14 protein-coding genes are annotated in these 15726 nt (G+C 70.9%); 6 read left to right on the forward strand and 8 right to left on the reverse strand.

What is annotated here, in order from left to right; all coding sequences use genetic code 11:
* Positions 1–41 precede the first annotated feature (41 nt).
* Both OG587_RS01575 and OG587_RS01580 read right to left on the reverse strand, forming a co-directional pair.
* Positions 42–266 carry a hypothetical protein gene (locus tag OG587_RS01575; RefSeq protein WP_329086111.1) on the reverse strand — a complete coding sequence of 75 codons (225 nt, stop codon included), beginning with the start codon at positions 264–266 and terminating at the stop codon, positions 42–44.
* Positions 267–333: 67 nt separating this feature from the next.
* On the reverse strand, positions 334–678 hold the full coding sequence (locus tag OG587_RS01580) for a MerR family transcriptional regulator (protein ID WP_329086112.1): 345 nt from the start codon (positions 676–678) through the stop codon (positions 334–336).
* A gap of 59 nt (positions 679–737) precedes the next feature.
* On the opposite strand from OG587_RS01580, the gene OG587_RS01585 reads away from it, so the two are divergent.
* Together OG587_RS01585 and OG587_RS01590 are read left to right on the forward strand one after the other, a co-directional pair.
* Positions 738–860 (forward strand): hypothetical protein, encoded by a 123-nt coding sequence (locus OG587_RS01585; protein ID WP_329086114.1) that lies wholly within the window; start codon positions 738–740, stop codon positions 858–860.
* 164 nt (positions 861–1024) lie between these two features.
* Positions 1025–2086 (forward strand): alkene reductase, encoded by a 1062-nt coding sequence (locus OG587_RS01590; RefSeq protein WP_329086117.1) that lies wholly within the window; start codon positions 1025–1027, stop codon positions 2084–2086.
* 156 nt (positions 2087–2242) lie between these two features.
* Here OG587_RS01590 and OG587_RS01595 read toward each other — a convergent pair whose 3' ends face one another.
* Positions 2243–3007: a trans-aconitate 2-methyltransferase gene (locus tag OG587_RS01595; RefSeq protein ID WP_329086119.1), complete on the reverse strand. Its 765-nt coding sequence runs from the start codon at positions 3005–3007 to the stop codon at positions 2243–2245.
* Between the two features lie 56 nt (positions 3008–3063).
* Here OG587_RS01595 and OG587_RS01600 point away from each other — a divergent pair, with 56 nt between their 5' ends.
* On the forward strand, positions 3064–3660 hold the full coding sequence (locus OG587_RS01600) for a MarR family winged helix-turn-helix transcriptional regulator (RefSeq protein WP_329086121.1): 597 nt from the start codon (positions 3064–3066) through the stop codon (positions 3658–3660).
* A 371-nt stretch (positions 3661–4031) separates the two neighbouring features.
* On the opposite strand, the gene OG587_RS01605 is transcribed toward OG587_RS01600, so the two are convergent.
* From OG587_RS01605 to rsmA, 3 genes are all read right to left on the reverse strand, one after another.
* Positions 4032–5843, reverse strand: coding sequence for an ABC-F family ATP-binding cassette domain-containing protein (locus OG587_RS01605; RefSeq protein WP_329086123.1), 1812 nt, complete (start codon positions 5841–5843; stop codon positions 4032–4034).
* A 261-nt stretch (positions 5844–6104) separates the two neighbouring features.
* On the reverse strand, positions 6105–7007 hold the full coding sequence (locus OG587_RS01610; RefSeq protein WP_329086125.1) for a 4-(cytidine 5'-diphospho)-2-C-methyl-D-erythritol kinase: 903 nt from the start codon (positions 7005–7007) through the stop codon (positions 6105–6107).
* 180 nt (positions 7008–7187) lie between these two features.
* On the reverse strand, positions 7188–8060 hold the full coding sequence (rsmA, locus tag OG587_RS01615) for a 16S rRNA (adenine(1518)-N(6)/adenine(1519)-N(6))-dimethyltransferase RsmA (RefSeq protein WP_329086127.1): 873 nt from the start codon (positions 8058–8060) through the stop codon (positions 7188–7190).
* Positions 8061–8285: 225 nt separating this feature from the next.
* Between rsmA and OG587_RS01620 the strand changes: the two genes are divergently transcribed.
* From OG587_RS01620 to OG587_RS01630, 3 genes are all read left to right on the forward strand, one after another.
* On the forward strand, positions 8286–10331 hold the full coding sequence (locus OG587_RS01620) for a serine/threonine-protein kinase (protein ID WP_329086128.1): 2046 nt from the start codon (positions 8286–8288) through the stop codon (positions 10329–10331).
* The gene (locus OG587_RS01625) at positions 10328–11767 is read left to right on the forward strand and encodes an FG-GAP-like repeat-containing protein (RefSeq protein WP_329086130.1); all 1440 of its coding nucleotides are present in this window, start codon (positions 10328–10330) and stop codon (positions 11765–11767) included. Before OG587_RS01620 ends, OG587_RS01625 begins: the two co-directional genes overlap by 4 nt.
* 672 nt (positions 11768–12439) lie before the next feature.
* Entirely contained in the window at positions 12440–13090 is a 651-nt protein-coding gene (locus tag OG587_RS01630; protein WP_329086132.1) for a uridine kinase family protein, read from the forward strand.
* 888 nt (positions 13091–13978) lie between these two features.
* Here the strand turns inward: OG587_RS01630 and OG587_RS01635 are convergent.
* Both OG587_RS01635 and OG587_RS01640 read right to left on the reverse strand, forming a co-directional pair.
* A complete protein-coding gene (locus OG587_RS01635; protein ID WP_329086134.1) occupies positions 13979–14500 on the reverse strand; it encodes a hypothetical protein in 522 nt (173 codons plus the stop codon).
* Between the two features lie 301 nt (positions 14501–14801).
* On the reverse strand, positions 14802–15662 hold the full coding sequence (locus OG587_RS01640; RefSeq protein ID WP_329086136.1) for a TatD family hydrolase: 861 nt from the start codon (positions 15660–15662) through the stop codon (positions 14802–14804).
* Between the last annotated feature and the right edge of the window lie 64 nt (positions 15663–15726).

Genomic DNA, 15726 nt, shown 5'->3' on the forward strand with positions numbered 1-15726 from the left:
ATCTTCCGATATCGCCGGACAAGGACACCGGCGGCCGGTGCTCACCTCCGGGTGACCGTGAAGATCCTGCGGAAGGGGAAGAGCGTGCCGTACGGGCCGCGCGGGTAGGCCTCGCGAAGCGGGGCGGCGCAGTCGGCGAGGAAGGCGGTGGCCTCGACCGGATGCAGGCGGTCGAGCACGGGGCGCAGGGCGGTGCCGGTGATCCAGGCGAGCACGGCGTCGTCGCCGGGCAGGACGTGCAGGTAGGTGGTCTCCCACGCGTCCACCCGGCAGCCCAGGCCGGTGAGCAGGCCGAGGTAGACGGCCGGGTCGGCGCGTTCGCCCCTGGGACGGCTAGGGCTGCGCCAGGTAGTCGGCGAGGGTGCCGCGGCTACGTTGGAGGCCGTCGATACGCTCGTCCATGACCGCCAGCTCCCGGTCCATGAGGGCCCGCAGGTCCGCGCACCAGTCGAACCCCGGCTGCTCGCCCCGGGTGCACGGCAACACCACACGGATCACCTCGGTGGACAGGCCCGCGTTCAGCAGGGCGCGGACCTTCCGCACAGTGATCACCGAGTCCTCGTCGTAGTCGCGGTAACCGTTCGAACCGCGCCTCGCGTCAAGCAATCCCTGCGCCTCGTAGTACCGCAGCAACCGCGGGCTGACCCCGGTACGCCGGGACAACTCCCCGATCAGCATGTGACCCCGCCCTATCCGAGGTTGACCTTCCAACTGATGTCAGGCCTTAACGTCGCCCCATGAGCAAACATTCCGCGCACGTCGTCCGCGGCATCGGCGTCGGGCTCCTGCTCGCGCACGGTGGTGACGGCGACATCGACGGCGACATCGCCCGCGCGCGCACCGCGATCAGGCCGGATTGACCCGGCTCCGATAGCACCCCGCACAGCGAATCCTCGCCCGTCCCGGACGAGGTGGCCGACGAACTGATCGCCGGGACCGTTGTCCCGTTCACTCGATCTCGCCCCCAGGCCGCGGCGGGCACCTCATCACATACATGCATGCCACTGCAACTTTAAGGAGAACCGTGAACTCCCCTCTGCTCGAGCCCTACCGCGGCCCCGCCCTCCATCTGCCCAACCGGGTGGCCATGGCCGCGATGACCCGCTCCCGCGCCGACGACACCACCGGCGTCCCCACTTCGATCATGGCCGAGTACTACGCCCAGCGCGCCACCGCCGGCCTCATCGTCAGCGAAGGGATCTGGCCGCACTTCCTCGGCAAGGGCGGACCCGGCGTCCCCGGCCTGACCGAGCCGGCCCACGTCGAAGGCTGGCGCCGGACGACGCAGGCCGTGCACGCCGCCGGCGGTCGCATCTTCGCCCAGTTGTGGCACGTGGGCCGGGTCAGCCACCCCGACATCCTCGGCGGAGAACAGCCGGTCGCCCCCTCGGCCCTGGCGATCTCGGAGGACCAGATCTTCACCGCCTCCGGCCTGAAGGACTACGTCGTCCCGCGTGAACTGTCCACGGCCGAGGTCGCCGAGGCCGTCGAGTTTCACGCCGTGGCCGCCCGCAACGCCGTCGACGCCGGTTTCGACGGAGTCGAGATCAGCGCCGCCTATGGCTATCTCATCGCCCAGTTCCTGTCCGACAGCGCCAACCTGCGTACCGACGGCTACTCCGACCACGTCCGCTTCGCGGTCGAGGTGGTCGAGGCCGTCGCCGCCACGATCGGAGCGGACCGGACCGCGTTGCGCATCTCCCCCGGCAACGCGCTCAACGACATCATCGAGAACGATCCGGCCGCGCGCTACCACCGGCTGCTGGGCGCGCTCGACGAAATGGGCCTGGCGTACCTGCACGTGGTCCAGTCAGGAGAGTACGCCGCCCTGGAAGATCTGCGCCCCCACTGGAACGGCACCCTGGTGGCCACCTACGACGGCCCCGAACCCGGCGGCCGGGAACAGGCGGAAGAGGCGCTGCGCGCCGGCCTCGCCGACGTCTACTCCTTCGGACGGCTGTTCCTGGCCAATCCGGATCTGCCACGGCGCGTCGCCCTCGACGCCCCGCTCAACCCGGTGCGCGAGAGCGGCATGTACGGGGGCGGCAGGGAAGGGTATCTGGACTACCCCTACCTCGTCGGGTAGACACCGGGAGGGCATTGGCCGACCAGTCACCCGGGATCGCCTACAGGGGCGGCGGTTTCCAGGTGCTCGCCGACCAGGGGCTGCGTGCACCTCGTCGAACAGGGTCGCCGGTGTGTGCCGAGAGTGGTCAAGCGCGCAGTGCTCAACAGCCGCCTCTCACCTCCGGGCGACCGCGAAGATCCTGCGGAAGGGGAAGACCGTGCCGTACGGCCCGCGCGGGTAGGCCTCGCGGAGCAGGGCGGCGCAGTCGGCGAGGAAGGCGGTGGCCTCGACCGGATGCAGGCGGTCGAGCACGGGGCGCAGGGCGGTGCCGGTGATCCAGGCGAGCACGGCGTCGTCGCCGGGCAGGACGTGCAGGTAGGTGGTCTCCCAGGCGTCCACCCGGCAGCCCAGGCCGGTGAGCAGGCCGAGGTAGGCGGCCGGATCGTCGACCGGGGAGGGCCGGACCAGGTCGCCCAGCCGGTCGCGCCACTTCGTACGGCACAGCTCGCGGACCAGGGCGTGGCTGGGGGCGTCGAAGTTGCCCGGGACCTGGAAGGCGAGCCAGCCGCCGGGGTTGAGGGCCTCCACCCAGCGCGGCAGCAGCTCGCGGTGCTCGGGCACCCACTGCAGGACGGCGTTGGACACGATCACGTCGACCGGGCGCTCCGGGCGCCACCGGGTGACGTCGTCGACGGAGAAGCTCAGCGAGCCGCCCGCGGGGGCCTTCTCGATCATGGCGGGCGAGGAGTCGAAGCCGTGGACGCGGGCGCCGGGCCACCGCCTGGCGAGCTCGGCGGTGAGCTCGCCGGTGCCGCAGCCCACGTCGACCACGTGGCCGGGCCGCTCCGCGGCTATCCTGGAAACAAGATCGAAGAACGGCCGCGAACGCTCGTCGGCGTAGCGGCCGTAGACCAGGGGATCCCACATATCTCTTGACATCAAGATAAGTGATATCCGGCAAGGTATCTCGATGTCAAGACAGATACACTCGCGTCATGACCCTGCACCACGCGGACCAGGACTCCGGGCGACCGCCTGTCGCGAAGGACGAGACCGCCGCGGCCGACGCGATCGACAGGGACCTCGACAGGGACGAGGTCGACCTGCTGGTCGCCGCCTGGCGTCAGGAACGCCCCGACCTCGACGTGGAGCCGCTCCAGGTGCTCAGCCGGGTCTCCCGGCTGGCCCGCCACCTCGACCGCGCCCGCCGGGCCTCCTTCGCCGAGCACGGCCTGGAGACCTGGGAGTTCGACGTGCTCACCGCCCTGCGCCGGGCCGGGGAGCCGTACGAGATGAGCCCGGGAGCCCTGCTCCGCGCGACGCTGGTGACCTCGGGGACGATGACCAACCGGATCGACCGGCTGACCGCGGCCGGGCTGGTCAGGCGGCGCCCCGACCCCGAGGACCGGCGCGGCGTCCTGGTCTCCCTGACCGACGCCGGGCGGACGCGCGTGGACGGCGCCTTCGCCGACCTGCTGCGCCGCGAGCGCGATCTCCTGTCCGGCCTCGGAAAACGCGAACAGCAGGCCCTTTCCGGCCTGCTGCGCACGCTACTCGTTCCTTTTGACGCGACCGGGAGTGGAGCTCCCTGAATCCGGTCACGCTTTGATTTTCGAACCGCGACCGGGGCCGCCGAACACCCCGCCGCAACGTCGGTAAAAACGCCGGACAAGATATCGGATAACCGCCCGACAACGATGTGCGGATCGAATGTCAGGCTGAGCGAATGCGGTCAGAGATCTGGCGAGACCTCACGGCCCGGATGGTGAACCGTACTTTTCGGGAAGTGCGGCCGGCAGGCGACCGATCCGCTACGCGGGCCGCCGATACTCGCCGACCATCGGTTGAAGCGCTCCCCATGGCTAAAGCCAGGGGTCCGCGCCCGGCATCTCCGATCGAGCGCTTCCGGCGCTCGATCGACCTTCGGTCCGGCCACAGACCACTCGTCGCAATCCGGCGGGGCTCAGTCGCCCAGGCGGTCGGCCAGCTCCAGCCACTCGCCCTCGATCGACTCCTTCTCCGCGAGGATCTCCTTCAGCTGCGCGTCGAGCGAGGCCAGCCGCTCGTAGTCGGCGGCGGCGTCGGCCATGGACGCGTGCAGCTTCGCCTCGCGGCCACTCAGCTTGTCGAGCTGGCGCTCCATCCGGGAGAGCTCCTTGCGGAGGTCGCGCTCGTCCTTCGCGGACAGGCCGGGAGCCGTCTCCTTCGCTCCGGTGGACGAGGTCGCCGAGGCCGTGCCGGACACCGCGCCGGACGCCGCCCGCGCGGACAGGGCCGCCCCCGAGGCGCGGCGGGCGAGGTATTCGTCCACGCCGCCGGGGAGCATCGACAGCTTGCGGTCGCCGAGCAGGGCGACGGTCCTGTCGGTGACCCGCTCCAGGAAGTAGCGGTCGTGGCTGACCAGGATCAGCGTGCCCGGCCAGCCGTCGAGCAGGTCCTCCAGCTCGTTGAGCGTCTCGATGTCGAGGTCGTTGGTCGGCTCGTCGAGCAGCAGCACGTTGGGGTCGTCCATGAGGAGGCGGAGCAGCTGCAGGCGGCGCCGCTCGCCACCGGACAGGTCGCCGACGACCTTCCACTGCGCGTCGCCCTTGAAGCCGAGGCGCTCCAGCAGCTGGGAGGCGGTCCACTCCTTCTTGCCGACCTGGATGAACTTGCGGATCTCCTCGACGGTCTCCAGCACCCGGCGCTCCGGGTCGAGCTCGCCCAGCTCCTGCGACAGGTGCGCCAGGCGGACCGTCTTGCCGCGTACGAGCCTGCCCGAGTCGGGGTGCACGGTACCGGCGAGCAGGCGGAGCAGCGAGGACTTGCCCGACCCGTTCACGCCGATCAGGCCGACCCGGTCGCCGGGGCCGAACTGCCAGGTCGAGTGGTCGAGGACCATCGGGCCCTGGCCGGGTCCTCCGGCGTGCAGGGTGACGTCCTCAAGGTCGTAGACCGTGCGGCCCAGCCGGGCGGCGGCGAACTTGACCAGCTCGACGCTCTCCCTGGCGGGAGGCTCGTCGGCGATCAGCGCCTGGGCGGCGTCGATGCGGAACTTGGGCTTGGACGTACGCGCGGGCGGGCCCCGGCGGAGCCAGGCGATCTCCTTGCGCATCAGGTTCTGGCGGCGGGCCTCGGTGGAGGCCGCGACCCGGGCGCGCTCGGCCTTGGCCAGCACGTACGCGGCGTACCCGCCCTCGTAGCGCTCGACCGCGCCGTCCACGACCTCCCACGTCCTGGTGGAGACCGCGTCCAGGAACCACCGGTCGTGGGTCACGACCACCAGCGCGGTCCTGCGGCCCGCCAGGTGCCTGGCGAGCCAGTCGATGGCCTCGATGTCGAGGTGGTTGGTGGGCTCGTCCAGGATGATCAGATCGTGCTCGTCGATGAGCAGCTTGGCCAGGGCCGTGCGACGCCGCTCACCGCCCGACAGGCTCCCGGCGAGCGCCGTCAGGTCGATGTCGCCGAGCAGGCTGGCGAGGATCTCGCGGATGCCCGCGTCTCCCGCCCACTCGTGCTCGGACCTGTCACCGAGAACGATCTCGCTCACCGAGCGCGCCGGGTCGAGGTCGTCGCCCTGCGACAGCGATCCCACCTGGAGCCCCCGGTTATGGGTGACCCGTCCGGTGTTCGGCTTGAGGTCACCGGCTATCACCGAGATGAGAGTTGTCTTGCCGCCGCCGTTGCGGCCGACCACACCGATGCGGTCGCCCACCTCGATGCCGAGGGAGACGTCGCTGAGCAGGGGCTTGGGACCGTAGGAGTGGGAGACCGACTCAAGATTGACCAGATTCATCGCCACACAAGCGTATCCGCTCCCGACCGGCGCGACCCCCATCGGAAAAACGGCCCCACCCGCGCGACCCCTCATCGGGGAACGGCTCCCGCCACGCGACACCTGTCGGGAGAACGCCCCCCGGGGACCCTTGTCGGAAACGCCCCCGGCCGCCCCCACGGGAAAACGGCCTCGCTCGCGCCCCTCATCGGGGAACGGCCCGAGGGAAGCCCCGCCTCCGCCCGTGCGACGGTCCGGCCCCGGTCGTCGGGGCACGAACGGCTACACGATCACGGGGCCGGGGACGGGGCCGTGGGCGGTGATGACGTCACGCGCCACCCCGGTGTCCTTCAGGGAGGCGGCCAGCTCACCCGCGTGGGACTCGGAGCGGGCCAGGAAGGCGCAGGTGGGCCCGGAGCCGGAGACCAGCGAGCCGAGGGCCCCGTATCCGCGTCCGGCGTCCAGGGTCCGGGCCAGGGAGCCGCGCAGCATCACGGCGGCCGGCTGCAGGTCGTTGCGGAGCTCGGTGCCGAGAGTTTCCGCGTCCCCCTCGCGGAGCGCGGCCAGCAGCGGCTCGGCGGCCTGGGGCCAGGCGACCCGCTCGCCGGTCGCCTGGCGGATGCGGTCGCACTCGGCGTAGACCGTGGCCGTGGACAGGCCGCCGTCGGCGAGCGCGAACACCCAGTGGAAGGTGCCCGCGACGTCCAGCGGGGTCAGCCGCTCGCCCCTGCCGGTGCCGACGGCCGTACCGCCGAGCAGCGCGAACGGGACGTCGCTGCCGAGGTCGGCGGCGATCTCCATCAGGTCCTCGAGCGGCAGCCCGAGGCCCCACAGCTCGTTGCAGGCGACCAGGGTCGCGGCGGCGTCGGCGCTGCCGCCCGCCATGCCGCCCGCCACCGGGATCGACTTGCGGATGAGCAGGTTCACGCCGTACGAGCGGCCCGCGTGCCCGGCCAGCGCGAGCGCGGCCTTGATCGCGAGGTTCTCGTGGTCCTCAGGCACCTGGTCGGCGGACTCGCCCTCCACCCGGACGCTCATCCCGGTCTTCGCGGTGGCCGTGACCTCGTCGAAGATCGAGACGGCGTGGAAGACGTTGACGAGGTCGTGGTAGCCGTCATCCCGCAGCGGCCCGACGGCAAGCTGCAGGTTGACCTTCGCGGGCACGCGGACGGTCACGGAGTTCATGCGTCCCCCATCGAGGCTCGCTCACTGGGCAAAACGAACTTGAAGTGATCAACGTCCTGTGACGTGCCGGGCTTACCCCGCCCTGAAGGACGGGGCCTGCGCCCTTTAACGAGTCTGGTCACGACCTCAGATCGTAACGGGATCCTTCCGCCGCGCATGCGAACGGACCGGCGAATCACGCTACGCACCGCTTTCCGCCGTGCTTTCCGCCGTACGGTGCTCGGCGATCCGCGCGAAGTCCTCGACGGTGAGCTGCTCGCCGCGCTCGGAGGGGTCGATCCCCGCGGCCCGCAGCGCCCGCTCGGCGGCGGGGGCCGTACCCGCCCAGGAGGCGAGGGCCGCGCGGAGGGTCTTGCGGCGCTGGGCGAAGGCGGCGTCCACCACCGCGAAGACCTCCTCGCGGGTGGCCACGGTCGTGGGCGGCTCCCGCCGGACCATCGCGACCAGGCCTGAGTCGACGTTGGGGACCGGCCAGAAGACCGTACGGCCGACGGGACCGGCCCGGCGGACGTCGGCGTACCAGGCGGCCTTGACCGAGGGGATGCCGTACACCTTGGAACCCGGGGCGGCGGCCAGCCGGTCGGCGACCTCGGCCTGGACCATGATCAGGACCTTGTTCAGCGACGGCTGCGTCTCCAGCAGGTGCAGCACCACCGGCACGGACACGTTGTAGGGGAGGTTGGCGACCAGCGCGGTCGGCCTCTCCTCCGGCAGATCCGCGGGCAGCACGCGCATGGCATCGGCGAGCACCACGGTGAGACGGTCGGCGAGCTCGGGGGCGTGCCCGGCGACGGTCAGCGGCAGCTGGGCGGCGAGAACGGGGTCGATCTCCACGGCGATCACGCGGCGGACCTCGGGAAGCAGCGCGAGGGTGAGCGAGCCCAGCCCTGGGCCGACCTCGATGACGACGTCGCCGGGCTCAAGCCCGGCCACCCGCACGATCTTGCGGACCGTGCCCCCGTCGATCACGAAGTTCTGGCCGAGCTTCTTCGTGGGACGAATATTGAGCTTGTTCGCCAAAATACGTATTTCCGCTGGACCAAGAAGACTCATGCTGGTTCCCCGCACGGCGGCTCGAACCCGGCATCCACCGGTCCGCTGTGGTCTTTGACTCGTTTGCCTCGATCACCCAAGGTTGCTCTCCCATGCCATCCGACCAGTTTCCCGCACCGAAGACGATGCAAAGACGCCTGTTGAAGCGCGAGGGGTTCCGTTGTGGATAACGTTGCCGTACGGGGGCCCAACGGTGAGAAGGGGAATCTTCCCGGTGAAGAGGACGTGAACCAGCCCGGTGTGGAGGGGCTGCGACCCGCCGACCCTGAGCAGATCGGGAGTTACCGCCTGCTCGGACGTCTCGGCGAGGGCGGGATGGGAACCGTCTACCTGGCGCTGGCGCCGACGGGACGACCTGTCGCGCTCAAGGTGGTGAAGGCGGAGTTCGCGATCGAGGACGGCTTCGCGGCGAGGTTCCACACGGAGGTCGAGAACGCCCGGCGGGTGGCCTCGTTCTGTACCGCGCAGGTGCTCGACAACGGCAACGACGACGGCCGCCCGTACATGGTCACCGAGTACATCGCGGGCACGCCGCTGTCCCGCCAGATCATCGAGCACGGCGCCCTCGAGCAGGGGACCCTGCACGGCGTCGCCCTGGGGGTGGCGGCGGCGCTGGCCGCGATCCACGTCGCCGGGCTGGTGCACCGGGACCTCAAGCCCGCCAACGTGATCCTGTCCATGTCGGGGCCCCGCGTGATCGACTTCGGCATCGCCAGGGCCCTCGACTCCACGCACAGCTTCACTCGCTCGGGCGAGGTGCTCGGCAGCCCCGGCTGGTGGGCCCCCGAGCAGGTGCGCGGCCTGGAGATCACCCCGGCCGCCGACGTCTTCGCCTGGGGCTGCATGGTCGCGTACGCGGGCAACGGCCGCCACCCCTACGGGCGGGGCGACATGATGACCATGGCCACCCGGCTGCTCACCACCCCACCCGACCTGGGCGCGCTTCCCGCCCCGCTGAACGACCTGGTCCGCCTCGCGACCGAGATGGACCCCTACCAGCGGCCCAGCGCCCAGGACCTGCTGATCGCCCTGGTCGGCGGCGGGATCGCGGCACCGGCCGCTCCGGCTCCCGTCCGGGCCGACCCGCCGACGCTGATCGCCACGGACATGCTGAACGAGTCCTGGGAGCCGCCCGCCAACGTGGAGCCCGACTCCACCCAGACCCTCAGCGCGCTGAACCTGGAGGCGGGGTTCGCCGACCCGGCCACGGCGCCGACGCCCATCCCCGGACTGCTTCCCGGCTGGGATCCGGCGGCCTCGGCCTCCGTACCGGCCCCGTCCGCCCCCGGGGCGCCCCCTTCGCCCCCGGAGAGCCCGGCACCCTCGGCACCCGGTCCGTCCACCACACCGGCGGCGGCCCCCGGGTCCCGGACGACACCGGCGCCCCTCACGGCGCCGACCGCACCGCCGGGGTCGCCGGGGCCGCAGACGGCACCGGAGCGGACCCCGCCGCCGAATCCGCTCCCGTACCCCATGCGGGCCGAGCCCACGACCTCACCGTCACGCCCGTTCACGAGCCCCCTCCAGGCCCGGCCGTCCGGCCAGGAACCGAGGATCGCACCGGGCCAGGCGCCAGGGCGGGCACCGGGCCACGCGTCGGCTCAGGCGCAGGGTCAGGCGCAGGGTCAGGTGCCCACCCTGCCCCCCTCGCCCCTATCTCCCCTGTCGCGTCCGTCGCCCTCGACCGGCCTCCAGGACCCACCCGGATCGGACGCGCCGGACACCGGGCGATCGGCGCCCCGGCGGCGCTGGCTGTTCGCCGGGCTGGCCGTGCTCGCGGCGCTGGCCGTCACGGTCGTCGTCCTGCTGAACACCGGTGGGGGAAACGCGAACGGCGACCAGGGGCAGGCGCGGCCGGGCACCACCGGCGACCTCGCCGGTACCGGCGGCACCGACGTGGGCCGCACGATCACGACCGGCTCCTTCATCGAGGACCCGCGGCTGATCATCCCGCGGACCCCGGCCTGCGGGCTCACCTCCTACGGGAACGCCACCCCGGTGAACGGCCGGTTCTGCACGGTCCCGCTGACGCTGATCAACACCGGCGCGGAGCTGGTCCCGCTCGGTGACACCACCGCGATCACCCTGACCGACGATCGCGGCGGGACGCACAAGCCCGAGAGGGTGTCGACGGCCCTGCCCGCCGCCCTGCCCCCCGGGACGAAGGTGGAGGCCGTCCTGGTCTTCGACCTGCCCCCGGCCCGCAGGCCCGCCAAACTGACCGGCGTGGTGATCGAAGGAGGCAGGAACATCGAGGTGAGGTTGTCTTGAGGCTGCTACTCTCCCTCGCGGCGACGGCCGCGATCACGCTCACCTCCACCGGGGCCGCCGAGGCGCTCGCCACGCCCGGTGGAATCCTCGCGGCCGGATCCGGCGCCGCTCCCGCCGCCTCCGCCGCCTCGCCCGCCGACTGCACCGGGGCGGGCGTGAGCGACTTCGACGGCGACGGTCTGGAGGACGCCGCGGTCGGTGACCCGTTCGCCAACCCCGGCGGGCTCGCCGGAGCGGGGGCCGTCCACGTGCTCTTCGGCCGGGGAGAGAGCGGGAAGGCCGTGACCGTCCCCGAGACGAAGGCGGGGGACGGCTTCGGGTGGTCGGTACGGCTGGCCAAGGTCGACGGCGACGGCTGCGCGGACCTGCTCGTCGGCGCCCCGTACGCGGACGTGGCGGGCTCCGCGGACGCGGGCGCGGTCTACGTGGTGTACGGCGGCCCCGGGGGCAGGACGGCCCGCCTGGTCGCCCCGGAGCCGGAGGCCGACGCCCACTTCGGCTGGTCCCTGACCTCCGGCGGGACGATGGTGGCGGTCGGAGCCCCGCACGAGGACGCCGAGGGTACGGCCGACTCCGGCGCGGTCTACCTCTTCGGCACCGCGACGCCCGGCACGGGCCGGCGGATCTCCCAGGAGACCGGGGGCGTGACGGGCAACGGCGAGGTCGGCGACATGTTCGGCTGGTCACTGGCGATCGGCAGGCTCGGCGGCACCCGGGACGAGCCGGATCTCGCGGTCGGGGTGCCGTACGAGAACGACGACGGGGCGGGCCGCCAGGTCAACGCGGGCAAGCCCGACTCCGGGTCGATCGCGGTGATCTACGACGTGCGGGAGCCCAGGGACGAGTACGGAAGCAGGAAGTGGGACCTCCGCGAGGTGGCCCGGTCCGAGGCGGGCGACCGGTTCGGCTACGCGATGGCCTACGCCGAGCGGGACGACATCGGCTACCTCGCGGTGAGCGCACCGCTCGGCGACGGCGGGGCGGTGAAGGACTCCGGCCTCGTCCAGCTGTTCCAGGCCTCCGGCACCCGGGTGGTCACCCCCCTCGCCACCTTCCACCAGGGCTCCGAAGGGGCCCCGGGCGAGGGCTACGGGTTCTCGCTGGCGTTCACCGGCGAGGGTGGCGAGGGGGAGGTCAGGCTCGCCGTGGGCGTGCCCTTCGACGCCGACGGGCAGGGCGGCGTCCGGCTGATCACGATAGGCGAGCAGGGAACGGGCAGGCTGGTCACCCAGAGCGGGACGGGTGACCACTTCGGCTGGTCGGTCGGGTTCAGCGGTAACCGGCTGGTCGCCGGTGCGCCCGACAGGGGAGGCGCGGGAGCGGTCGTCCTGCTGGGCCGCAACGACACCGAGGGCGTCCAGCTCTCGCCGGGCACCGGCAAAATCCCCGCCCTCGAAGGCGCAGCCTCCGCCGACTTCGGCGCCGCCGTGGGTTGAGACTCCCGGCTCGGTCCCGCCCCGAGCCGAGATTCCCGCCCTCGGCCTCACCGTGGGTAGGCTGTGACGCGCGCGTCACACTTTCAGGCACCCCGCCGGGGCGATCCGAGGCGACTTCCTCGACCTCCTCGCTCACACTCGCCGGTTCTTCTCTAAGGTCTCGCGTCGTCCGCCAGCTCGTCCACGGACGACGGCCAGCGGCACTCCGGTGTGCAGGACGGTGGTGGCGGCCGCGACTCGCGCGGCGTGAGGAATAACCCCGCAGTTCCCTGAGCCCTCCATCGTCGCCATAGCTCCAGGACCTGGGCGTTCTCCGTACAGAAGGCGTCGGTCCAGCAGTTGGCTATGTCGGTGACTACGAGAACCAGATATCAGCCACTTTGAGAGCCGGGCTACGGTCCTGGGACCAGATTTGTGTCGGCGAGTCTGGGAGCCACTCCGACCTTCCTCGTCGCCGAGTATGGCCGTCGCTCGCCCCACCTCCTGGTAGGGACTTGAGGACTATGGCTTGAGAAAGTCGCGCTGAGGGTGATCTCGTGGATTGTGAAATGGATCGAGCGTCGCCGGCAGACACCGGCATGGCCTCTGGACCATGACGTCGATAAGGTTGGGCGGCGGCGGTCCGTCCGGGCAGGCCGGACCTGTGTCCTCGCCTCCAGAGACAGGTTGTCGATGCGTCTACATGCAGGCGAGACCGAGGCCGTCGGCTGGCGGGTGGTGACCGTGCTCGACGCCGTCCGGCAGCTGCGCGACGCATCACCCGACGTCACCGGACGTCCGCGGGTGATCGCGATCGACGGCCGGGGCGGCGCCGGCAAGACGACCCTGGCCGAGCGGCTACGCAAGCTGGTGCCCAACTCCGCCATCGTGCACACCGACGACATCGCCTGGAACCACGCCTACTTCGACTGGGGCGCCGTGCTCGCCGAGAACATCCTGCGACCCCTGCACCGGGGTGAGGCGGTGGACTTCCGCCCCGATGCCTGGATCACCCACGACCGGCCCGGATCGATCACCATCCCCGCCGGTGCCGACTTCATTTGGGTCGAGGGCACCGGCGTCATCCGCGAAAAGCTCGCCCCCTGGTTGGACGCCTCGGTATGGATGCAGGGTGACCTCGACGAGCAAGGGCGCCTGTTGGTCGTCCGCGACGGTGACTCCCCCGAGCAGTTGGAGCACGTGGCGAACTGGCTGCTGGAGGAACTGCCGTTCCTGCTGCGAGAACAGCCGTGGGCCCGAGCCACCATGATCGTCGCTGGCCCTCCGCAGATCGACCACGACCCGGACACCGAGTTGGTCGTCGCCCCGCCGACCAGCCCTTAGCCGGCCGACCCACCCGCAGAACGCGGGTGAGCGGTTGGCGGACGCCGAGACGAGATCCTCGGCCTGAAGCCGGAACACGCGCGCGCTTTTTCCGAGCGATAGTCCTCAAGCCCCAGGCAGTTGTCCCTCGCTCCGCTCAGGCCGCTCCACCTGGACCTGGGGCTTCGTCGACAGCGGGGTCGGCACCTATGGAGTAAGGCCAGGGACTGCCATCGGGCAGGCCAAGCTATCGAGGTGGCTCCCAAACTCACCGACACGGCTTCCCGAACGATTCGATCAAGTGAGCCAGTCAGCAATATTCGGCTCTGCTTCTCACCGACATAACCAAGGCAGTTGAAGGGATCTCGGGATCGGTGAAGCCTTTTCCTCTTCGTTGAGGTTTTTGTAGTGGTGGTGAAGACGAGGAGGCGCGTGGCCGGCCTGCCCATGGACGCCTTGGTCCGGTGTCGAGCGTTGCCCTGACAAAGAACGCCTGCTCACGCGGGGGTCGGCTCCGTACACCAGCTCAGGCGTCCCAGCCACTCGCCGGGCCGGGCCGGCCGCCGTCGCCTTGTCATGAGCACCGCCTGGTACCGGCTGGCCATGAACGGCCTTGGGTTCCGGTGAACCCAAGGGCGTATAACCTCCCAGGCCACCCCAGCGGTCCAGCGTCAACCCTTGGGTTCACGCGAACTCTGGGCTTTCTGGGGGCATGACGAGCATCCGAACGAAAAGTCCCGTTAGCGGGTGGCTCCAGATGGCGAGAGCGCTGCCGGGCGGCCAGGTTCGCTGGATCCCGCGCGGGACGCCTGCCCCGTAGCGACTCCGGGCCCCGGGCGCGGCGTGCTCCTGATCGTCATCGACCGGTACGACCTCAATGCCGGGTGTGGCCTTCACATCGGCCGAAGGTCACTTCTCAGCAGGGCTTTGGGGTTGCCCCGCCGCTTCCTTTCTGCGGCGATGGCGTTCTTCACAGTCAGCCAGCAGCTTCGCGGGGAAGATACCGGCAGCGACCCGGGACCGCAGGTCCGCGATCGCCTCCTCATCCCCCCGGTTGGCCAGCATCCACGTCAACTTCTCGGCCTCCATGAACCCCCAGTCCTCGGGGTCACAGTATTCAGCCTCCATCCGGTCTTCGTGATCCAGGGTGTTCAGGTACTCCTGATGAAGACCTTCCGGGTTCTGCCACACGATGTCCGAGAACTTCCATGTCGACACCGCATCGTCCAAGTCGCCGTCCTCGACCTTCAACTCAGCCAGCCGCCTCGTCGTGGGTCGGGAGTCGCCATAGGCTTCGGCCCACACCCGCAGCGCGCCTTCCCTGTCGCCGCTCTTGGCGAGCAGTTCTCCTAACCGTCCTGCCGCGTTCTTGTCGCCGGCCTCGGTCCGAGCCCGTAACTCCGTGATGTGATTCGGGTATCGATGTTCCATTGCCAGGTCACCTCATCCGAGAACCCTGGGAGCGCGGCAAGAGCCGCCGCCCACTCAAGGTACGTCCGCGCGCTGTTCCCTGCCAGTGGCCGATGGCCTTACCGAACGGCGGGACCGACTGTGACGCGCGCGTCGCAGGTAGGCACTCCCGACCTCGCCATGGGCCAAGCCTCCCGGACCGGTCCCGCCCCGAGCCGAGATTCCCGGTTTCGGCCTCGCCGTGGGTAGGCACTCCCGACCTCGCCGTGGGCCGGGACCGCACGGATCCCGGGTCCCGCCGTACGCGGGAGCCGAGCCCCGGTCACCAGGAGCCGAAGACGGTCTCCCCGTTGGCGCTGACGGCGGTGGCGAGCTCGGTGAGGTCGGCCCCCCTGACCTCGGCGAGGCAGCGCAGCGTGAGCGGTATGAGGTAGGGCGCGTTGGGCTTGCCCCGGTGGGGGGTGGGCGGCAGGTAGGGCGCGTCGGTCTCGACGAGGATCAGCTCCTTCGGCGCGACCCGCGCGGCCTCACGGAGGTAGGCGGCGTTCTTGTAGGTAACCGGACCGGAAAATGACATGAAATATCCGGCATCTGTGCACTGTTTCGCCATTCCCGCGTCACCGGAGAAGCTGTGGAACACCACGACCTCGGGAGCGCCCTCCTCGGCCAGCACGCGCAGCACGTCGTCGTGGGCCTCGCGGTCGTGGATCACCAGGGCCTTGCCGGTCCGCTTGGCGATCTCGATGTGCGCGCGGAAGCTGGCGTGCTGGTCGTCCTTCGACGCCCAGTCGCGGTAGTAGTCGAGCCCGGTCTCCCCCACCGCCCTGACGTGCGGCAGGCGGGCCAGCCGCTCGATCTCGGCGAGGGTCTCCGGCGTCGAGGCGTGCGCCTCGTTGGGGTGGATGGCCACCCCGGCGTAGACGTCCGCGTGGAGGGCGGCCGTCTCGGCGTTCCAGCGCGAGGACGGCAGGTCGTAGCCGATCGTGACGAGCCGCGTCACGCCGACGGCACGGGCCTCGTCGAGGATGCCCTCGACGCTCGTCCTGGCCGCCTGCGCGGCCTGGGCCACCGGGTCCCCCGAGGACGCCTGGCGGTTGCCCACCATGATGTCCAGGTGGCAGTGGCTGTCGAACACCTCTGCCGGCAGAGGTCTGGGCGCGGCGGGAAGATTCGGCGTGCTCACGGCGTCCAACCTACCGAGAAGCAGGTGCGGCCCGCGCCCGGCACCGGGCGGGCGCGGGCCGCGA

The sequence above is a fragment of the Streptosporangium sp. NBC_01469 genome, assembly GCF_036227305.1.
Taxonomy (GTDB): domain Bacteria; phylum Actinomycetota; class Actinomycetes; order Streptosporangiales; family Streptosporangiaceae; genus Streptosporangium.